Raw genomic sequence first — 18,150 nt, 5'->3', positions numbered from 1 at the left:
CAAGCTCAGAGCCTGACGTGCTTGGGCAGTTTCACGAACAGCAGCAGGATGAGCCCCGCTAACAGCACGATCACGATGCCGAGGATGCCCCAGTAGGTCGCGCCGAACCAGGCGATGAGCAGCGCCCAGAGTCCCGGCGCAAGGAAGCTGGCGACCCGGCCCGTCGTGGCGTACAGGCCGAAGATCTCGCCCTGCATGCCTTCGGGTGTGACGCGGGCCAGCAGCGAGCGCGACGCCGCCTGCGCCGGTCCCACGCACGCGGACAGGACGAGCCCGGCGATCCAGAACGGGATCTTGCCGGCGTCGTGCAGGAAGAAAAGGCCCGTCGCCATCACGACGAGGATCGTCAACGCGGTGACGATGACGGTGCGGGGCCCGTAGCGGTCGTCGAGCCGGCCCGCGAAGATCGTCGCGATGCCGGCCACGATGTTCGCGCCGATGCCGAAGATCATCACCTCGTTGGCCGAGAACCCGAAGACGACCGCGGCCAGCACGCCGCCGAACGCGAAGACGCCTGCGAGGCCGTCGCGGTACACGGCGCTGGCGAGCAGGAACCAGAACGTCGAACGGTGGGTGCGGTACAGCGTGATGATGTCGCGGACGAGCTCGACGTACGCGGTGAAGAGATTCACCCGCTTGACGCCCGCCGGTGCCGGAGCTTCGGGCACGTTGACGAACAGAGGGATCGAGAAGATCACGGTCCACACCGCACACCCGACGGCGATGAGCCGATAGGCGAGGCCGTTCGAGGTGTCCATCCCGAACCAGTCGGCGAACGTGAGCGCCACGACGATGGCGAGCGCGACGATGCCGCCGAGGTATCCCATGCCCCAGCCCAGGCCGCTGACCTTGCCGATCGTGCGCGGGGTCGAGACGCTGACCAGCAGCGCGTTGTAGTTCACACCGGCGATCTCGCTGAAGACCGACCCGATCGCGACCGTGATAGCGCCGAACCAGAAGTACGACGGATCGGCCTGCACGAAGAACAGCGCGAACTGCACGAGGGCGAGGCCCGCGGTCGCACCCAGCAGCCAGCGCTTCTTGCGGCCGGAGCGGTCGGCGGTCTGCCCCAACGCGGGCGCCAGAACGAGGATCGCCAGGCCCGCGATGAACGTTGCGACGCCGTACCCGCTGCTCAGGTCGGCCAGCGCCCGATCCTTGATGGGGTCGCCGTCGGCCAGCGACGCGATGTTCGCGGGCAGGAACTGGTCGGAGACCAGATACAACGACACGAACACGAAGGTGAGGATCACGGAGTTGAACGGCTGCGTCGCCCAGTCCCAGATCGCCCACGAGTACACCTGCTTCTTGGGCACCTCCGCGTGCACGGGCGCCGCTTGCAGCGCGGCGGTCGAGAAGCGCTCTTCGGGTTCGGGGGCGTCGTGGCCGGTCACACCGCTCAGGCTACGGGAAGGACGAGACGGGATGCCACGGCCCGCCGCATCGACGGCGCAGCCGGTGTGTTTTCAGCCCGGGTCGGTAGGGTGATCTCACTCCGACGCCTCTGGAAACGGTGATCAGAATGCCTCTTGAGACCGAAAGCACGCCGCGGAACTCCGCGACGTCTGCGCGCGAGCGCGCAGGCGCCCTGCCTGAGGACTACCCGCCGGTGCTGTACCTGCCGATCGTCGAGGTCGTCGCCGATCCCGCCGATGCGCAGCTCGAGTACCGGCGCACGAAGGACGGACGCACGGCGCTTCTCGCCTACTCCGCGCTCGATCGCCTGCACGCGGGCATGGGCGCCGAGCAGCCCTGGGTCGTCATGCCCACCGCGCAGCTGCAGCCGATCTGGGAGGTCGACAGGTTCGACACCGTGCTGCTCGACATCGCGGTGCCCGTCGAGTTCCAGCGGGGAAGCGCGGGCGACCGCGCTCGTGCGGCCGCCGCAGAAGACGGTGGGGCGGCATCATGAGCGGCACGATCGCCGTCCAGTCGGCGACGCTGACCGCCGGCATCCAGTCCCTCCGCACAGCCACCGACGACTTCGATGCCGAAGTGTCGCGCAAGAACCCCGATGCCTCTGACACGGGCCTTGCCGCGCCGCTGCTCGAGAGTGCGCTGGCGACCGTCACCCAGGTCGCGCTACGGCTGGTGTTCGAGGTCGACACGATCGCGGATGCCGCCGAGTCGGGCGCTGCGGCGATGTCGGACTACGACGCCCGGGCGAAGACGGCCATCGCCGATCTGAAGGTCGGCGGCTGATGAGCGACACCCTGGAGACACGCATCGACGGCTCGCCCGACGCCATCGAGAGCATCGGGGTCTTCTTCAGCAACACCGTCGCCGGCCACGCCGAGACGCTGGGCACCGACATCTCGTCCGCGCGGACGAAGGTGCTGGACGGGTGGACGGGCACGGCGGCCGACGCCTTCGGCTCGACGACGCAAACGGCCAAGACGGCGACAGACACGTATCGCGAGGATGTCGCCAGCCTCGCCGGAGCGGTCAAGACCCTGGGCACGGCGCTCGACGACGCGCAGAAGACCATGGCCGACGCGCGGGCCACGGCCGTCGACGGCGGCCTGACCGTGTCGGGCACGCAGATCCACGGCCCCGGCGCCGCGCCGAACACGCAGCTGCCCTCGGACGCGACGACGGAAGAAGTGGATGCCGCGCAAGACGCCGTCGACGCGTACAACGCCAAGGTCACGTTGTGGAACGGCCTGGTCGACACCGTCGACGGAGCCAACCAGCGGTGGGAAGAGGCGCTGAACGACTTCGCCACCACCTGGAAGTCTGCCGCCGGCAACCTCGCGAGCGTGACGACGTCGTTCATCACCGCGGGCGCGTCGGCCAGTGCGCTGGCCAACTCGGCCTACCGGCTCAAGAGCACCGTCCTCCTCAACCAGGAGCGCCTCGCCACGGCACAGAAGAACCTCGCCGACGCCGTCAAGGACGGCCGGGTCATCTTGTCGAAGGACGATGTGTACGCGTTCATGGATGACGCGGCCAAAGCCAAGAACGTCGTCGCCGACAGCACGTCGAAGCTCGAATCGGGGCTCAAGGTGGGCTCGAAGCTCAGCAAGGGCCTTCTCGTGCTCGGCATCGCCGGCACGGCGTACGGCATCTACGACGACATGCAGAACGGCGAATCGGCGGCCCAGGCGGTCGCGTCGAACGGCGGCGGTTTCGTCGCCGGCCTCGCCGCCGGTGCCGGCGCGGGCGCCATCGTCGGCAGCTTCATCGCGCCGCCGGCCGGCACCATCGCGGGTGCAGCCGTCGGCGCCATCGTCGGCGGTGCCGTGGGCATCTTCACGTCGGGAGCCATCGACCACCTGTTCGAGGGCGCCGCCGACGGGGTCGCCGGCACGCTGAAGGCCGGCTGGGACGAGGTCGCCGATACCGGCGAGGCGATCGGCGACCTGGCGAGCGGGGCGTGGCATGCCGTCTTCGGCTGAGAAGCCGGCCCTGCGCCGCCCTCGCCCGATGCCGAGTGCGGCGACGGAGATGCTGTTGCCGCGGGCCGCATGGTGGATAGTGTGCGTGGTCGTTGCGCTGGTCGCCGTGTTCCTCACCGTGGCGGCCGCCGGCCTGATGGCCGGCGCAGACCCGGAAGCACAGCGTTGGGCGCTCGTGGTCGCCGCCGTCGCCGGCATGTTCTGGATCGTCGTGGCGGATCTCTTCGTACTCGTGCTGTACCGCCCGCGCCGCGATGCCGCGGCGGTGCGCGCCTCAGCGACGGAGGTCGAGATCCCCGGCAGCCGACGCTTCGCCGGCTGGACGCTCGCCACGGCGCTGACCTGGCTCGTCGGCGCCTGCATCATCGCCGTGGCGGTGGATGCCGCGTGGCGGGTGTTCTGGATCGTTGTCGCCGTGCTGCTGCTGGTCGTGGTGATCGACCACCTCCTGTCGATCGGGCACGCGCGACGCGTCGTGCTGACGCGGAACGGCGTGCGTGCGACGTCGTTCCGCATCGACGCCGAGGTCGGGTGGGACGACATCGCAGCCCTCCGCTGGACACAGGGGACGGGCGGTCTCATGGTCGCGCGCATCGAGGTGCGACCGCGCGCCGCATCGTACGTCGAGCACTGGCGGCATCCCTTCGCGCGACGCCGTGGCACGATCGACGTCGAGTTGCCCGCCCTCGACCTCGATCCTCTCCTCGTGATGATGGCGCTGCAGCTGTACTGGCTCGTGCCGTCCGCCCGCGCGGAAATCGCCGTCGGGCGTGTGCCGGCGCGACTCTTCGACGCCGACCTCGCCGTCGGGTCTGTCCCGGCAGAGCTCGGGGCCGACTGGCTCACGTCGTTCCGCCCGCGCGCACAGCGCTGAGCGCGGGCCGCGGGGCCGCAAGAGTTGAGCCGGGCGGTATCAACTTTGTTGACAGCGTGCGAGCGTCGGCATACACTTGAGTCATCGCGGCTCAAGATCCGGCCGCGAGACGACTTCATCATCATCAACCCGGGCCGTGGCAGATGCCATGACCCCCGGAAAGGAAGAGAAACACATGGCACGTGCAGTGGGTATCGACCTCGGTACGACCAACTCGGTCGTGTCCGTCCTCGAGGGCGGCGAGCCGAAGGTCATCGCCAATGCCGAGGGGTTCCGTACGACCCCGTCGGTCGTCGCATTCACGAAGGACGGCGAGGTGCTGGTCGGTGAGACCGCCAAACGCCAGGCCGTGACGAACGTCGACCGCACCATCACCTCCGTCAAGCGCCACATGGGCACCGACTGGAAGACCCAGGAGATCGACGGCAAGGCGTACACGCCGCAGGAGATCTCGGCGCGCATTCTGCAGAAGCTGAAGCGCGACGCCGAGGAGTACCTGGGCGACGCGGTGACGGATGCCGTCATCACCGTTCCTGCGTACTTCAACGACGCCGAGCGTCAGGCCACGAAGGAGGCCGGTGAGATCGCGGGCCTGAACGTCCTGCGCATCATCAACGAGCCGACCGCCGCCGCTCTGGCGTACGGCCTCGACAAGGGCAAGGAAGACGAGCTCATCCTGGTCTTCGACCTCGGTGGTGGCACATTCGACGTGTCGTTGCTCGAGGTGGGCAAGGACGACGACTTCTCCACCATCCAGGTGCGCGCGACCGCCGGTGACAACCGCCTCGGCGGCGACGACTGGGACCAGCGTGTCGTCGACTGGCTGATCACGCAGTTCAAGAACACGACCGGTGTCGACGTGTCGGGTGACAAGATCGCCCTGCAGCGTCTGAAGGAGGCCGCCGAGCAGGCGAAGAAGGAGCTGTCGAGCTCGACCTCGACCAGCATCTCGCTGCCCTACCTCTCGCTGACCGAGTCGGGCCCGGCGAACCTGCAGGAGACCCTGTCGCGCGCGAAGTTCGAGGACCTCACCAAGGACCTGCTCGACCGCACGAAGAAGCCGTTCAGCGACGTCATCCGTGAGGCCGGCATCAAGGTGGCCGACATCGACCACGTGGTGCTCGTGGGTGGTTCCACGCGTATGCCGGCCGTCGCCGAGCTCGTCAAGAGCGAGACCGGCAAGGACGCCAACAAGGGCGTGAACCCCGACGAGGTCGTGGCCGTGGGCGCAGCCCTGCAGGCCGGTGTCCTCAAGGGCGAGCGCAAGGACGTGCTGCTGATCGACGTCACCCCGCTGAGCCTCGGCATCGAGACCAAGGGCGGCATCATGACCAAGCTCATCGAGCGCAACACGGCCATCCCGACCAAGCGCAGCGAGACGTTCACGACCGCCGACGACAACCAGCCGTCGGTCGCGATCCAGGTGTTCCAGGGCGAGCGCGAGTTCACTCGTGACAACAAGCCGCTGGGCACGTTCGAGCTGACCGGCATCGCGCCGGCCCCGCGCGGCATTCCGCAGGTCGAGGTCACCTTCGACATCGACGCCAACGGCATCGTGCATGTGTCCGCGAAGGACAAGGGCACCGGCAAGGAGCAGTCGATGACCATCACGGGCGGCTCGTCGCTGCCCAAGGAGGACATCGAGCGCATGGTGCGCGAGGCCGAGGAGAACGCGGCCGAAGACAAGAAGCGCCGCGAGGCCGCTGACACGCGCAACCAGGCCGAGACGCTCGCATACTCGATCGAGAAGCTCATCAAGGAGAACGACGAGAAGCTGCCCAGCGACGTCAAGGACAGCGTGCAGGCCGATGTCGACGCACTGAAGACGGCCCTGGCCGGCGAGGACGACGACGCGGTGAAGTCGGCGTACGAGAAGCTGAACGAGAGCCAGCAGAAGCTGGGCGAGGCGATCTACCAGGCCGCACAGGCCGAAGGCGCACCGGGCGACCCGAACGTCGCCGACCCGGGCAACGGCGACGTGCCGAACCCCGAGGAGGACGTGGTGGACGCCGAGGTCGTCGACGACGAGGACGAGAAGAAGTAGGGACATGACCGACAAGGACTTCGATGACAACGAGGTCCGTCCGGGCGAAGAGGGGTCGGAGGCTTCTGCCTCCGGCCCCGACGCGCAGGACGGGACCGACAACCCGACGGGTGCCGAGAGCGCCGAGGGCGGTGACGCCGAGCCCTTCGGCGAGGCTGTGGACGAGCTGACCATCGACGACATTCTGGGCACCGCTCAGAACTCTGACGCCGCTGCCGAAGACGCCAAGCTCGCCGACCTCGAGTCGACGCTGCTCAGCGACCTCAAGCGCCTGCAGGCGGAGTACGCCAACTACCGCCGCCGCACCGAAGAGCAGCGTCAGGTCGAGATCGACCGCGCCAAGGGCGAGGTCGCCAAGGGCCTGCTGCCCGTGCTCGATGACCTCGACCGCGCCGAGAAGCACGGCGATCTCGAGGCCGGCAGTGCGTTCGCGCTGATCGCCGAGAAGCTGCGCGGTGTCGTGGAGAGGCTGGGCGTCGTCTCGTACGGCGCAGCGGGCGACGCGTTCGACCCGCAGCAGCACGAGGCCGTCTTCCAGCAGCCGACGCCGGGCACCTCGGAGTCGACCATCCTCGAGGTGGTCGAGACCGGATACCGGCTGGGTGACGTGGAACTGCGACCCGCGAAGGTGGTCGTCGCCGTCCCGGCGGATTGACCGCGGGAAGGAGCATCCATGGCCAGTCAGGACTGGTTCGACAAGGACTTCTACAAGACGCTCGGTGTGTCCAAGGACGTCACCGATGCCGACCTGAAGAAGACCTATCGCAAGCTCGCGCGCAAGTACCACCCGGACTCGAACCCGGGGGATGACGCCGCCGAGGCGAAGTTCAAGGAGATCAGCGAGGCGTATTCGGTGCTCTCCGACAAGGAGCAGCGCACCGAGTACGACCAGATCCGCGCGATGGGCTCGGGTGCCCGCTTCACGGCGGGCGGCCAGGGCGACGGCGGCTTCGACGATGTGTTCGGCGGCATGTTCGGCCAGGGCCGCGGCGGAGGGACCCGCTTCGAGACCTCGGGCAACTTCGAGGACATCTTCTCGATGTTCGGCCAGCAGGGCGGCGGGTTCGGGTCGGGTCGCTTCGGTGATTCGACCGGTGGATACCGCGGGTATGGGGGGCCGCAGAAGGGTCAGGACGTCACCGCGCACACCACGCTGGACTTCATCACCGCCGTCAAGGGCGAGACGATCACCCTGTCGGGTGAGAACGGCAAGCCGTTCAAGGTGAAGATCCCGGCCGGGGTGTCGAACGGTCAGAAGATCCGGCTGCGCGGGCGGGGGCATCCCTCGCCCGACGGCGGTGAGAACGGCGACATCGTCGTGACCATCACGGTGCGGCCGCACCCGGTCTTCACCCGTGACGGGCTGAACCTGCGCGTCACCGTCCCGGTGACGTTCACCGAGGCCACGCTCGGCGCGACCATCGAGGTGCCGACGCTCGGCGGCGATCCGGTGCGGCTGCGCGTCGCGCCCGGTACGCCGTCGGGGCGCGTGCTGCGCGTCAAGGGCCGCGGCGTGGAGAGCAAAAAGGGCACCGGCGACCTGCTCGCCGAGGTGCAGGTGGCCGTGCCATCGCATCTCGACGATGCCGCGCGTGAGGCCCTCGAGCGCTTCCACGATCTCGAGCCCAAAGAGAACCCGCGCGCCGAGCTGATGGCGAAGGCCGCCGTCGGTCGTTGAGCGAGCGAAGCGAGTCGAAACGCCGGTACGAGAGCAGAAGTTCCTAGAGTAGCGAGGAGGTGAATCCGGATGCCTGAGCGCAGACCAGACGAGAACGCCCCGATCTTCGCGATCGCGGCGGCCGCCGAGCTGTCCGGAATGCATCCTCAGACCCTGCGGCAGTACGACCGTATGGGACTCGTCGTGCCCGCCCGCACCAAGGGCGGGTCACGACGCTACTCGCTGCGGCATGTCGCGCAGTTGCGCGAGGTGTCGAAGATGTCGGCCGCGGGCATGAGCCTGCCCGCCATCGTGCGCATCCTCGAGCTCGAAGAGCACGTGCGCGAGCTGCACATGCGTGTGCAGCTGCTCGAGGAGCGCGTGCGCGCGGAGGTCGAGAACCGCCCCGGCGCGCGCGTGTTCGCCGCGGGCTCGACCGGAGCGGTCGTGCCGTTGCGGCACGGCCGCCGCATCCGCCGCTCGACCGATATCGTCGTGTGGCGTCCGCAGCGCCCCGACGAGCGCTGATGCGCCCCCATCTCGCCGAATTCATATGAATCTGTCTCGTGCACATGAAACTGCCGACGGTTTGGTGTGCATGAGACGGTTCCATATGAATTCGACGGAGGTGGAAGCGGGGGAGGAGGCGGGATGCCGGGGTACGAGCCGTTCGCGTATCGCGTGACCAAATCCGGCGAGGTGCACATCTCACGCGTCGGCCGGTTGGTGACGGTCGTACGGGGACCTGCCGCGGAGCGCCTGATCGCGCGGCTCGGCGACGATGGCGCGAGCGATCAGGCCGCGCTCCAGCGCGCCACCGGCAACTACAAGCGCGGCAACGAGCGCTGAGCCGCGGCATCCACCACCGACATACCGGACGGTCGGTATGCTGTGGGAAGCATCGCCACGACAAGGAGGTCAGGATGCCACAGCCCGAACACACCCCGTCGCGGATCCCCGATGAGGCCGGCGCAACGCCCGGGCTCGACGTCAACGGCTTCCGCGCCTGGCTGGAGCGCGTCCACCCTGATATTGCCGGCGGCGAGCTCTCGGCATCCGTCATCGCCGGCGGCAGGAGCAACCTCACCTACGCTGTCGACGGCGCCGCGCTGCCGCTGATCGTGCGGCGACCGCCGCTCGGCCATGTGCTCGCCAGCGCGCACGACATGCGGCGCGAGCACCGGGTGATAGCGGCGTTGGCCGGCAGTGGCATCCCGGTTCCCGCTGCAGTCGACGTCGTCGACGACACCGAGACGGCCACCGTCACCGGAACCACCTTCTTCGTCATGGAACGCGCGCCCGGGCGCACCATCACGCGCCGCGCTCAGAACGCGGAGTTCAGCCGCGCCGGCATCCAGGCCATGAGCACCGCGCTGGCCGAGCACCTCGCCGACCTGCACGCGGTCGCTCCGGCCGCGGTGGGCCTGGCGGACTTCGGCCGTCCCGACGGCTACATCGACCGTCAGCTGAAGACCTGGCAACGGCAGCTCGACGCGTCGCGCTCGCGCGAGACGCCGACCCTCGACAGGCTGCAGCAGCGGCTGCACGCCGACGTGCCGACGGACAGCGGCGCCGCCATTGTGCACGGCGACTACCGCCTCGACAACGCACTCGTGGTCGGCACCGGCGACGACCCGCGCATCTCGGCGATCCTCGACTGGGAGATGGCGACGCTCGGCGACCCGCTCGTCGACCTCGGCATCCTCGGGCTGTACTGGAACGTCGCCGATCTGCCCGGCGCGCGCCGCATCGTGCCGAGTGCGGTGGACGTGGATGCCGGATACCCGACGTTCGACGCGCTCGTCGAGGCCTACGCGCGCAGGTCGGGGCGCAGCATCCCGAATCTGCACTGGTATCGCGCGTTCGCCGCCTACAAGCTCGCGGTGATCCTCGAGGGGATACACCTGCGCTACAGCGCCGGCGAGACCGTCGGTGAGGGTTTCGACCGCATCGGCGAGCTGGTGGAACCGCTCGCCGCGGCAGGGATGGAGTGGGCCTGATGGACTTCGCACCCGACGCGCGTACGCGCGAACTGAGCGAGAGGGCGCGCGCGTTCGTCGACGAGCACGTGCTGCCCGCCGAGCCCGTGCTCGAGCAGCAGTTGGCCGACGCCCCCGGCGAGTGGTCGTTCCGGCCGATCCTGCGCGAGCTGCAGCAGGAGGCGAGGGCGCAGGGGTTGTGGAACCTGTTCCTTCCTGGCGAGGAGGGTGCCGGTCTCAGCCAGTTGCAGTACGCGCCGATCGCCGAGATCACGGGATGGAGCCCGAAGCTCGCGCCCACCGCGTTCAACTGCAACGCGCCCGACACCGGCAACATGGAGGTGCTGCACGACTTCGGCACTCCGGCGCAGAAGGGCGATTGGCTCGAGCTGTTGCTTCGAGGCGAGATCCGCTCGGCGTTCTGCATGACCGAGCCCGACGTCGCCTCGTCGGACGCGACGAACATCGGCACCCGCATCGAGCGCGACGGCGACCACTACGTCGTCACCGGGCGCAAGTGGTGGTCGACGGGCGCGATGAACCCGGATGCCAAGATTTTCATCGTCATGGGCAAGACCGACCCGGAGGCCGACCGGCATCGGCAGCAGTCGATGATCCTCGTGCCGCGCGACACCCCCGGCGTGCACGTCGTGCGGCCGCTGAGCGTGTTCGGCTACGACGACCGCGACCACGGCGGGCATGCCGAGGTCGTGTTCGACGGGGTGCGGGTGCCGGCGACGAACATCCTGGTCGGCGAAGGCGAAGGCTTCGCCATCGCGCAGGCGCGGCTCGGCCCGGGGCGCATCCACCACTGCATGCGGGCGCTCGGCATGGCCGAGCGGGCGCTGTCGCTCGTGCGCGAACGCGCGGGTTCACGCACGGCGTTCGGCCGTACGCTGGCCGAGCAGGGCGTCGTGCGCGAGTGGGTCGCCGAGTCGCGCATCCAGCTCGAGGCGCTGCGGCTGCTCGTGTTGAAGACTGCATGGCTCATGGACACGGTCGGCAACCGGCAGGCGATGACCGAGATCCAGGCGATCAAGATCGCCGTGCCGCGGGCCGTGCAGCAGATCCTCGACCGGGCGATCCAGCTGTTCGGCGGCGCCGGCGTCTCGGGCGACACGCCCTTGGCCGCGCTGTGGGCGGGCGTGCGCACGCTGCGGCTGGCCGACGGGCCCGACGAGGTGCACCTGAACTCGCTGGGTCGGGCCGAGCTGCGGCGCTGAGGCCGCCGCTTCACGGTGAGAGTGCAGCTGGTCGACGAGAGGTAGGGAACCAACCGCTCCTTCGTCCATCAGCTGCACTCTCAGCGGATGGTGTTCTGGGCGGGGCGGGATGCCGCGGCCCGCGGCCGCGCTGTAGCCGTGCTCAGTCGGCGGCCGCGGCATCCACCCGCCGGATCCCGGCGAGGAACAGCTCGGTCAGCTGCCGTGCGAGCGCGGAGGCGCTGGTCGTACCCGTGGGGGAGTACCACTGCCCGAGATAGTGCACGTCGGCGAAGAAGTGGGCGATGAGCACCGGCAGCGGCATATCGGTGCGGTAGCGGCCCTCGGCCTGCCCGCGGGTGATGAGGGCGCCGAAGGCGTCGTTGTACTCCCGGCGGCGGCGGGTCACCTCGTCGTGGCGCTCGGGGCTCAGCAGATGCGCACTCTGGAAGAACACCACCGCCTCGTCGAGCTGCGCGACGGTGGTCTCGACGACGTCCATGCAGGCGGCCGTGAGCAGGTCGTCGATGTCGCCGCCGGCGGCGACGATGGTGTCGAGGTGCTCCTGCTGGGTGCCCAGCAGTCGGTCGTAGATGCCGAAGAGCAGGTCGTCCTTCGACCCGAAGTAGTGGTAGAGCGCGCCCTTCGTGACGCCCGCAGCATCCACGATCTGCTGCACGCTGGTGCCGCCGTAGCCGTTCGCGGCGAACAGTTCGACGGCGGCGCGGGTGATGTCGTCGGCGACGGTCGTGCTCTTGACCATGGTCTCAGCCGATGCCGTGCAGCATTGCGCCGCCGTCTATGACGATGGTCTGACCGGTGATCCAGGCCGCGTCGTCGGAGAGCAGGAATGCGACGGGACCTGCGACGTCGTCGGGCTCGCCGAGACGGCCGAGGGTATAGACGGATGCCGCCTGCTCTTCGTTTCCCTCGTACAGGGCCCGCGCGAAGCGCGTCTTGACCACCGCCGGTGCGACGGCGTTCACGCGCAGGGCCGGGGCGAGCTCGTGCGCGAGCTGGATCGTGAGGTTGATGACGGCGCCCTTCGAGACGCCGTACAAGCCGATGCCGGGTGCCGCCGAGAGGCCGGCGATCGAGGCGAGGTTCACGACCGAGCGCTGCAATCCGGCGGCGACGGCCTCGCGGGTCCAGGCGAGGGTGGCCAGAACGTTGACCTCGAAGATCTTGCGCGCGGGCTCGTCGTCGACGCTCAGCAGCGGCCCGTAGGCCGGATTGATGCCGGCGTTGTTGACGAGGTGGTCGAGGTGCCCGTGGCGCTCGGCGATGTGCGCGAAGACGGCGACGCGGTGGTCCGGGTCGTCGGCGTGCCCGGCGACCGCTGAGGCGTTCGGGCCGAGTTCGGCGACGGCGGCATTGAGCTCATCCTGCTTGCGCGCCGTGATGACGACCGAACCGCCCTCCGCGACGATGCGCTGCGCGATCGCGAGGCCGATGCCGCGGCTCGCACCCGTGATGAGTGCCGTGCGCCCGGTGAACCTGTCCATCCTGCCTCCTCGCAGATACCGTCCGGTCGGTATGACGGTAGCACGGGGCGGTGAGAAGGGCGGCGGCCGACGGAGGGGATGGATGCCGCGGTGCGGCGTGCCGGTGCATCCCAATACGGGATGCACCGGTGTATCATGGGCGTATGTCCACGCAGATCGCCGTACGCCTTCCCGATCCCGTCGTCGAGTTCCTCGACCGCGAAGTCGCCGGTGGCCGAGTCGCCAGTCGCGCGGCGCTGGTGAGTTCGGCGCTTGAGCGTGAGATGCGACGTCGCGCGGCGGAAGGAGACGCGGCCGTACTTGCACGCGTGGGTACTGCCGACGACCTCGATTCACTCGTGGATTGGACTGTCACGCACATCGATCTTGAGGGCTGACGTGCGAGAGATCTGCCTCGCGCGACTGGACAAGACTCGACCGGCGCTGGTTCTTACGCGCGATCTCGCCCGCGCGGCGATGACCAAGGTCACGATCGCTCCGATCACCTCGACAGTGAAGGGGCTGAGCAGCGAGGTTGCCCTCGACGCTCGCAACGGGCTCGACCACCCCTGCGTGGCATCCCTCGACAACATCGTCACCATCCCGGTCGCGGCACTCGGTCGGACGATCGGCTATCTCTCGATGGAGCAGGAAGTCGCTCTGGCGCGCGCGATGGTGTTGGCGTTCGACCTCGACATTCCGCTGATGGGCTGAGCGGCTCAGCGCACGCCGCGCGCGGCGAGGGCGTCGCCCAGCTCGTCGGCGTGCTTCAGAGCCATGACCAGATACGGCACCGCGAACGTGCGCACCCCCGGTCGGGCACCACGGGCGCGCTGCGCCTCGCGGACGTCGTGGGCGATGCGCCCCATGACCGGCAGGGTCGACAGCGTGACGGTGAGCATGAGCGCCACGCGCGCGGGATCGACGCGCACCACCCGCAGCGGCGCGAGCCCGCGCTCGAGGGCGTCGAGCAGCGCGGTCACGCGCGTGGTCAGGGCCAGAAGCGCCGCCAGCAGCACTGCGGCGGTCACCCGCACGGTGTTGAGCACGGCGGGCTGTGGCCCGAGGAAGATCAGTTGGCCGATGAGCATGAACGCTATGACCCACTTCAGGGCCCACGTCTGCCGCGCAAGAAGGAGCAGCGCCGGCATCCCGCCCCCGAACAGGTACGCGATGATGCACAGGGCGACGGCGGCCCCGGCCGCCCACGGTGCCGTCGGCAGCAGCGAGACGGCGAGCACCAGCGCCACCAGCAGCACGAGCTTGGGGCCCGCGGGCATCCGGTGCAGAGGGCTGGTCCCCGCGCGGTAGAGGCTCAGCATGTCAGCAGCGCCTCGTACTCGGCCACGACGTCGGCCGGCGTACCCGTCGACCGCACGCGTCCGTCGGCGAACAGCACCGCGACGTCGCAGCGCCGCGCGAGCGCGAGATCGTGGGTGGCCAGCACGAGCCGGTGTCCGGTGTCGGCGAGCAGGTGGTCGCCGACCAGCCGCGCATTGCGGGCGTCGAGGTAGGCGGTGGGCTCGTCGGCGATCACGAGCTCGGGTTCCCGTATGAACGCCCCGGCGAGGGCGAGCAGCTGCTTCTGTCCGCCGGAGAGGTCGTGCGCGGGGCGCTCGGCGAGCTCGGTCAGCCCGAAACGGGCCAGTGCTGCGGCGACGCGGGCAGCCGCGGCATCCTTCGTCAGTCGTTCGCGGCCTCGCTGCGGCCGCAGCGAGAAGGCGACGTCCTCGGCCACCGTCGGCATGACGATCTGCGAATCCGGATTGCTGAAGACGACGGCCACGCGTCGACGCAGATCGGCGACGTCGCGGGCGGGGTCGAGGCCCAGCACACGGACGGTGCCGGATGCCGCGGGTACGAGTCCGGCGAGCAGTCGAGCGAACGTGGACTTGCCCGAACCGTTCTCACCGATCACGGCGATCGTGCGCGCATCGACGTCGAGCGTCGCGCCGCGCAGGGCATCGACCTCTCCGAGACGCACGACGACGTCGTGCAGCGAGATCACCATGTGCGATGGAACGCCCGCGGGTAGGCCCGCACGAGCGTCAGCGTGATCGCGGTGGCCAGCACCGCCTTGATGAGGTCGCCCGGGATGAAGACGAGGCTCGTGAGGAAGGTCTCGTCCAGCGGCATCCGCGTGATGAGTGCCTGCAGCGGAATGCCGAACGCGTACACGACGAGGATGCCGCCGACGACCACGCCCATGGCCGTGCGCCAGAGGTTGGGCTTGCGTCGCCCGGCGTGCACGATCAGCCCGATGACGAAAGCACCCACGACGAACCCGATGAGGTAGCCGGCCGACGGGCCGACGAACACAGCGATGCCGCCGCGGCCGCCGGAGAGCAGCGGCAGGCCGAGCGCGACGAGCGCGAGGAACACCGTCATCGACAACGCGCCGAGCCACGGCCCGAGGATCGCGCCGGCGAGCATCACGCCCAGCGTCTGCGCCGTGATCGGCACCGCACCGAAGACCGTGAAGCCGCCGGGCAGGCCGAGCACGGCGATCACTGCCGCGAAGACGGCGACCCGGGCGATGTCGGCGGCGCTCAATCGTGCGCGGGTGACGGTGGAGGTGTCGGTCATGGGTTTCCTTACCTGAACGGTGTTCACCTGAACGCCGTTCACTATAGTGAGGATATGGCCCCGAGCGAAACGGCGCGACGACACACTCGCGATGATGTCGCCCGCACCGCGCTGCGTCTGCTCGACGACGTCGGGCTGCCCGACCTCACGATGCGGCGGCTCGCGGCGGCGCTGGATGTGCAGCCGAGCGCGCTGTATCACCACTTCCCCAACAAGCAGGCGCTGCTGGCAGATCTCGCCGACCGGATCGTGGCGGGGCGGCCCCCGGTGTCGTCTTCGGGCAACTGGGCCGCCGACGTACGCGCGTCGGCTTCGGCGCTGCGCGACAGTCTGCTCGCCTACCGCGATGGCGCCGAGGTGGTCTCGAGCACCCTGTCGATGGGGCTGGGGGCGGATGCCGCGCTCGACCGGCTCGCGTCGGCCATCGCCGGCGGCGGCTTCGACGAGGCGACGACCCGGCAGGCAGCGACGGCCCTACTGCACTTCGTGCTCGGGCACGTCTCGCACGAGCAGCAGCGGCTGCAGTACGACAGCATCGGGGTGACGGTGGAGGGCGGACCGGATGCCTCGGCCTCGGCCTTCTCGTTCGGCGTCGACCTGCTCGTCGACGGGCTGCGAGCGCGGGCGCGGGTCGGGGCCGCGCGGTAGCTGAGTCTCTCCACGCGCTCATCGGCGTTCAGGAGTCAGCCGATCCAGTGCCGAAACGGTCGTTTCGGGCCGTTCCGACACCGTCGGCATTCGGATGGGATGAGTTCTGAACGGCGGGCTGCGTCCCGGCGGGCTGCGTCGACAGCGCCGCGTCGGCGAGCCGCCAGCCGGCGGTGGCGAGCATCCCCGCCGCTGCGGGCAGGGCGACGCCCAGGCCCGGCTGCACGCACATCGCGATGACGAGCGCGCCCGCCCCGATGAACAGAAGAATGGATGCCGCCCGCCCGCGCATCGCGACACCCAGCGCGCCCGCGACGACCGCGATCGCTGCGATGATCCCCGACGGTAGAACGGTGTGGCTCCAGGCCTCGATGCGTGAGGCCTCGACGGGTACTCGGACGCCCTGCCACGTCTGCACGAGGGGCCAGGCGGCGGCCGCGGCGGCGAGACCGAGCAGCCAGACGGCCGCCGCTCGCGCGCTGCGCACGGTGCACGAGACGACGGCGCCCACGATCGCCAACAGCGTCGGAACACCGCAGAGAACGGCCCCGATCCCGAGGTAGCTGATGCCGTCCGCGCAGATCCAGCCGTCGGCGTACGAGCATGCGAGATGCAGGGCGTCGCGTGCGAGGAACACCGTGGCGGCAGCCGTCGCCACGACACCGACGAAGACCCCGACGACGATCGGGGTGATCACGAGCGCGGGAATGGCCGCGCGCTCGGTGCTCAGCGACATGCAGACAGCCTAGGTCTGCAGAGCGAGCGCAGGTCAGAGCCCGAGCACGGTCTTCGCGATGAGAAAGTAGATGACCAGGCCCGTGGCATCCACGAATGTCGTGATGAACGGGTTCGAGAACACGGCCGGGTCGACGCGGATCGCCCGCGCCACCAGCGGCATCACGCCACCGATGGTCGCGGCCACCGTGCACACGGCGATCAGCGTCAGTCCGATGACGACGCCGATCGGCCAGGAGTAGATGGCTCCGGCGATGACGAACCCGACGATGCCGAGGGCGAGACCGAGCAGAGAGCCGACGCGCACCTCGCGTCCGAGTACGCGCAGGATGTCGCGCGGCGTCACCTCGCCCAGCGCGAGAGCGCGGGTGACGGTGGTGGCGGCCTGGTTGCCGGTGTTGCCGCCGGTCCCGATCAAGAGCGGCACGAACAGGGCGAGCGCGGTCATCTCGGCGAGCGTCGCCTCGAAGTGCGAGAGCACCTGCACGGTCAGCGTCGCGCCGATCGCCAGCACGAACAGCCAGACGACCCGCGAGCGCACGAGCCGGGGGATCGGCGTACTCAAGTAGGGGCGACCCAGCGGCTCGACGCCGCCCTGACGGGCGACATCCTGGCTCTCTTCCTGCTTGAGGATGCGCGCTGCGTCATCGAGCGTGAGGATGCCGACGAGCCGCCGCTCACTGTCGACGATCGGCAGGGCCAGCAGTCCGCGGTCGGCGCACACGCGCGCGGCCTGCTCTGCGTCGCTGGTTGCGCTCGCCGTCTGCGGGTCGCTCATGACCTCGTCGATCGTGGCGTCATCGGGTGCCGACATGAGGTCGCGCAGGCTCACGACCCCCACGACCTCGCGCCCCGCGCCGGTGACCGGCAGCGTGTAGACGGTCTCGGCGTCGTCGAGCCGCGCGCGCAGGCGGTCCATGGTCTGGGCCACGGTGAGTCCGGGATGCGTCGTCACGAAGTCGAGGCTCATACGGCGACCGACGGCATCCTGCTCGTATCCGAGCACGGCCGCGGTCAGCTGCCGGTCGCGCGCGGGCAGCCCCTGCAGCAGACGCTGCGCGACCGATGCCGGCAGCTCGTCGAGCAGCCAGACGCGGTCGTCCGGGTCGAGGTCGGCGAAGACCGTGGCTACCTCGGAGTCGCGCAGCTGCCGCACCAGGTCGCCCTGCACCGCAGGCGAGAGCGCATCGAAGACGGCGAGGGCGCGGTCCTTCGACAGAAGGCGGAACAAGACCGCGCCCGCCCGGGGACTCAGGCGTTCGATCGCGGTCACGATCTCATGCGGATCCAGCGCGGCGACGGCGTCGGATGCCGCGACCAGCTCATTGCCCGAGAGCAGCTGTGCAAGGTCGTCGATACGGTCGGTGAGTTCCTGAATGGTCATGGCGGAGCCTCCTGCAGCGCGCAGGGGCATGCGGCGCCCGCGCGGGTCGGATATGGGAAGGGGTGCCGAACACCCCGTCCGGGCTCAGCGCAGAGCGGTGGAGGCGGTGTTCGGCAACGGACTGCGACTGTCACTACTCATGTCGAACCACCTCGCTTT

General features: G+C 69.4%; 22 protein-coding genes. 14 read left to right on the top strand and 8 right to left on the bottom strand.

What is annotated here, in order from left to right:
- Window positions 1–5: 5 nt before the first annotated feature.
- Window positions 6–1,394, bottom strand: coding sequence for an MFS transporter (locus PU630_RS15250; protein ID WP_275277910.1), 1,389 nt, complete (start codon window positions 1,392–1,394; stop codon window positions 6–8).
- A gap of 128 nt (window positions 1,395–1,522) precedes the next feature.
- Here PU630_RS15250 and PU630_RS15245 point away from each other — a divergent pair, with 128 nt between their 5' ends.
- The 11 genes from PU630_RS15245 to PU630_RS15195 all read left to right on the top strand — a co-directional run bounded on the left by PU630_RS15245 (window position 1,523) and on the right by PU630_RS15195 (window position 11,175).
- Window positions 1,523–1,912: an SAV_915 family protein gene (locus PU630_RS15245; protein WP_275277909.1), complete on the top strand. Its 390-nt coding sequence runs from the start codon at window positions 1,523–1,525 to the stop codon at window positions 1,910–1,912.
- Window positions 1,909–2,202, top strand: coding sequence for a hypothetical protein (locus PU630_RS15240; protein ID WP_275277908.1), 294 nt, complete (start codon window positions 1,909–1,911; stop codon window positions 2,200–2,202). Before PU630_RS15245 ends, PU630_RS15240 begins: the two co-directional genes overlap by 4 nt.
- Window positions 2,202–3,398: a hypothetical protein gene (locus PU630_RS15235; protein WP_275277907.1), complete on the top strand. Its 1,197-nt coding sequence runs from the start codon at window positions 2,202–2,204 to the stop codon at window positions 3,396–3,398. The genes PU630_RS15240 and PU630_RS15235 overlap by 1 nt, the downstream gene beginning before the upstream one ends.
- Window positions 3,382–4,272, top strand: a complete 891-nt coding sequence (locus PU630_RS15230; protein WP_275277906.1) for a hypothetical protein — start codon at window positions 3,382–3,384, stop codon at window positions 4,270–4,272. The genes PU630_RS15235 and PU630_RS15230 overlap by 17 nt, the downstream gene beginning before the upstream one ends.
- 175 nt (window positions 4,273–4,447) lie before the next feature.
- On the top strand, window positions 4,448–6,316 hold the full coding sequence (gene dnaK, locus PU630_RS15225; RefSeq protein ID WP_275277905.1) for a molecular chaperone DnaK: 1,869 nt from the start codon (window positions 4,448–4,450) through the stop codon (window positions 6,314–6,316).
- A 4-nt stretch (window positions 6,317–6,320) separates the two neighbouring features.
- Complete coding sequence (locus PU630_RS15220) at window positions 6,321–6,971, top strand: nucleotide exchange factor GrpE (protein WP_275277904.1); 651 nt, start codon at window positions 6,321–6,323, stop codon at window positions 6,969–6,971.
- Window positions 6,972–6,989: 18 nt separating this feature from the next.
- A complete protein-coding gene (locus PU630_RS15215) occupies window positions 6,990–7,994 on the top strand; it encodes a DnaJ C-terminal domain-containing protein (RefSeq protein ID WP_275277903.1) in 1,005 nt (334 codons plus the stop codon).
- Between the two features lie 69 nt (window positions 7,995–8,063).
- On the top strand, window positions 8,064–8,501 hold the full coding sequence (locus tag PU630_RS15210) for a heat shock protein transcriptional repressor HspR (RefSeq protein ID WP_275277902.1): 438 nt from the start codon (window positions 8,064–8,066) through the stop codon (window positions 8,499–8,501).
- 123 nt (window positions 8,502–8,624) lie between these two features.
- Window positions 8,625–8,822: a hypothetical protein gene (locus PU630_RS15205; RefSeq protein WP_275277901.1), complete on the top strand. Its 198-nt coding sequence runs from the start codon at window positions 8,625–8,627 to the stop codon at window positions 8,820–8,822.
- A gap of 74 nt (window positions 8,823–8,896) precedes the next feature.
- Window positions 8,897–9,973 carry a phosphotransferase family protein gene (locus tag PU630_RS15200; RefSeq protein WP_275277900.1) on the top strand — a complete coding sequence of 359 codons (1,077 nt, stop codon included), beginning with the start codon at window positions 8,897–8,899 and terminating at the stop codon, window positions 9,971–9,973.
- A complete protein-coding gene (locus PU630_RS15195; RefSeq protein WP_275277899.1) occupies window positions 9,973–11,175 on the top strand; it encodes an acyl-CoA dehydrogenase family protein in 1,203 nt (400 codons plus the stop codon). The genes PU630_RS15200 and PU630_RS15195 overlap by 1 nt, the downstream gene beginning before the upstream one ends.
- A gap of 142 nt (window positions 11,176–11,317) precedes the next feature.
- On the opposite strand, the gene PU630_RS15190 is transcribed toward PU630_RS15195, so the two are convergent.
- A complete protein-coding gene (locus tag PU630_RS15190; protein WP_275277898.1) occupies window positions 11,318–11,917 on the bottom strand; it encodes a TetR/AcrR family transcriptional regulator in 600 nt (199 codons plus the stop codon).
- Window positions 11,918–11,921: 4 nt separating this feature from the next.
- Window positions 11,922–12,659 carry an SDR family oxidoreductase gene (locus PU630_RS15185; protein ID WP_275277897.1) on the bottom strand — a complete coding sequence of 246 codons (738 nt, stop codon included), beginning with the start codon at window positions 12,657–12,659 and terminating at the stop codon, window positions 11,922–11,924.
- 143 nt (window positions 12,660–12,802) lie between these two features.
- Here PU630_RS15185 and PU630_RS15180 point away from each other — a divergent pair, with 143 nt between their 5' ends.
- Window positions 12,803–13,036: a YlcI/YnfO family protein gene (locus tag PU630_RS15180; RefSeq protein ID WP_275277896.1), complete on the top strand. Its 234-nt coding sequence runs from the start codon at window positions 12,803–12,805 to the stop codon at window positions 13,034–13,036.
- 1 nt (window position 13,037) lies between these two features.
- Entirely contained in the window at window positions 13,038–13,352 is a 315-nt protein-coding gene (locus PU630_RS15175) for a type II toxin-antitoxin system PemK/MazF family toxin (protein ID WP_275277895.1), read from the top strand.
- Window positions 13,353–13,357: 5 nt separating this feature from the next.
- Here PU630_RS15175 and PU630_RS15170 read toward each other — a convergent pair whose 3' ends face one another.
- Genes PU630_RS15170 through PU630_RS15160 form a run of 3 tightly spaced genes read right to left on the bottom strand, consistent with a single transcriptional unit; the run spans window position 13,358 to window position 15,224 of the window.
- A complete protein-coding gene (locus PU630_RS15170; protein WP_275277894.1) occupies window positions 13,358–13,960 on the bottom strand; it encodes a CbiQ family ECF transporter T component in 603 nt (200 codons plus the stop codon).
- Window positions 13,954–14,649, bottom strand: coding sequence for an energy-coupling factor ABC transporter ATP-binding protein (locus tag PU630_RS15165; protein ID WP_275277893.1), 696 nt, complete (start codon window positions 14,647–14,649; stop codon window positions 13,954–13,956). Before PU630_RS15165 ends, PU630_RS15170 begins: the two co-directional genes overlap by 7 nt.
- The gene (locus PU630_RS15160; RefSeq protein WP_275277892.1) at window positions 14,643–15,224 is read right to left on the bottom strand and encodes a biotin transporter BioY; all 582 of its coding nucleotides are present in this window, start codon (window positions 15,222–15,224) and stop codon (window positions 14,643–14,645) included. Before PU630_RS15160 ends, PU630_RS15165 begins: the two co-directional genes overlap by 7 nt.
- Before the next feature lie 54 nt (window positions 15,225–15,278).
- Between PU630_RS15160 and PU630_RS15155 the strand changes: the two genes are divergently transcribed.
- Window positions 15,279–15,872: a TetR/AcrR family transcriptional regulator C-terminal domain-containing protein gene (locus PU630_RS15155; RefSeq protein ID WP_275277891.1), complete on the top strand. Its 594-nt coding sequence runs from the start codon at window positions 15,279–15,281 to the stop codon at window positions 15,870–15,872.
- Between the two features lie 28 nt (window positions 15,873–15,900).
- Here the strand turns inward: PU630_RS15155 and PU630_RS15150 are convergent, their stop codons facing one another.
- Both PU630_RS15150 and mgtE read right to left on the bottom strand, forming a co-directional pair.
- Complete coding sequence (locus PU630_RS15150; RefSeq protein WP_275277890.1) at window positions 15,901–16,608, bottom strand: hypothetical protein; 708 nt, start codon at window positions 16,606–16,608, stop codon at window positions 15,901–15,903.
- Between the two features lie 33 nt (window positions 16,609–16,641).
- Window positions 16,642–17,991, bottom strand: a complete 1,350-nt coding sequence (mgtE, locus tag PU630_RS15145; RefSeq protein WP_275277889.1) for a magnesium transporter — start codon at window positions 17,989–17,991, stop codon at window positions 16,642–16,644.
- Between the last annotated feature and the right edge of the window lie 159 nt (window positions 17,992–18,150).

Source organism: Microbacterium horticulturae, from assembly GCF_029094505.1.
Taxonomy (GTDB): domain Bacteria; phylum Actinomycetota; class Actinomycetes; order Actinomycetales; family Microbacteriaceae; genus Microbacterium; species Microbacterium horticulturae.
The sequence above is the reverse complement of the archived record's forward strand: the minus strand, read 5'-3'. Positions and strand labels throughout refer to the sequence as shown.

Bases quoted from the DNA above. Each gene is read 5' to 3' on its own strand.
- PU630_RS15245 (WP_275277909.1), top strand. From the start codon at position 1,523: ATGCCTCTTGAGACCGAAAGCACGCCGCGGAACTCCGCGACGTCTGCG.
- PU630_RS15240 (WP_275277908.1), top strand. From the start codon at position 1,909: ATGAGCGGCACGATCGCCGTCCAGTCGGCGACGCTGACCGCCGGCATC.
- PU630_RS15235 (WP_275277907.1), top strand. From the start codon at position 2,202: ATGAGCGACACCCTGGAGACACGCATCGACGGCTCGCCCGACGCCATC.
- PU630_RS15230 (WP_275277906.1), top strand. From the start codon at position 3,382: ATGCCGTCTTCGGCTGAGAAGCCGGCCCTGCGCCGCCCTCGCCCGATG.
- dnaK (WP_275277905.1), top strand. From the start codon at position 4,448: ATGGCACGTGCAGTGGGTATCGACCTCGGTACGACCAACTCGGTCGTG.
- PU630_RS15220 (WP_275277904.1), top strand. From the start codon at position 6,321: ATGACCGACAAGGACTTCGATGACAACGAGGTCCGTCCGGGCGAAGAG.
- PU630_RS15215 (WP_275277903.1), top strand. From the start codon at position 6,990: ATGGCCAGTCAGGACTGGTTCGACAAGGACTTCTACAAGACGCTCGGT.
- PU630_RS15210 (WP_275277902.1), top strand. From the start codon at position 8,064: ATGCCTGAGCGCAGACCAGACGAGAACGCCCCGATCTTCGCGATCGCG.
- PU630_RS15205 (WP_275277901.1), top strand. From the start codon at position 8,625: ATGCCGGGGTACGAGCCGTTCGCGTATCGCGTGACCAAATCCGGCGAG.
- PU630_RS15200 (WP_275277900.1), top strand. From the start codon at position 8,897: ATGCCACAGCCCGAACACACCCCGTCGCGGATCCCCGATGAGGCCGGC.
- PU630_RS15195 (WP_275277899.1), top strand. From the start codon at position 9,973: ATGGACTTCGCACCCGACGCGCGTACGCGCGAACTGAGCGAGAGGGCG.
- PU630_RS15190 (WP_275277898.1), bottom strand. From the start codon at position 11,917: ATGGTCAAGAGCACGACCGTCGCCGACGACATCACCCGCGCCGCCGTC.
- PU630_RS15185 (WP_275277897.1), bottom strand. From the start codon at position 12,659: ATGGACAGGTTCACCGGGCGCACGGCACTCATCACGGGTGCGAGCCGC.
- PU630_RS15180 (WP_275277896.1), top strand. From the start codon at position 12,803: ATGTCCACGCAGATCGCCGTACGCCTTCCCGATCCCGTCGTCGAGTTC.
- PU630_RS15170 (WP_275277894.1), bottom strand. From the start codon at position 13,960: ATGCTGAGCCTCTACCGCGCGGGGACCAGCCCTCTGCACCGGATGCCC.
- PU630_RS15165 (WP_275277893.1), bottom strand. From the start codon at position 14,649: ATGGTGATCTCGCTGCACGACGTCGTCGTGCGTCTCGGAGAGGTCGAT.
- PU630_RS15160 (WP_275277892.1), bottom strand. From the start codon at position 15,224: ATGACCGACACCTCCACCGTCACCCGCGCACGATTGAGCGCCGCCGAC.
- PU630_RS15155 (WP_275277891.1), top strand. From the start codon at position 15,279: ATGGCCCCGAGCGAAACGGCGCGACGACACACTCGCGATGATGTCGCC.
- PU630_RS15150 (WP_275277890.1), bottom strand. From the start codon at position 16,608: ATGTCGCTGAGCACCGAGCGCGCGGCCATTCCCGCGCTCGTGATCACC.
- mgtE (WP_275277889.1), bottom strand. From the start codon at position 17,991: ATGACCATTCAGGAACTCACCGACCGTATCGACGACCTTGCACAGCTG.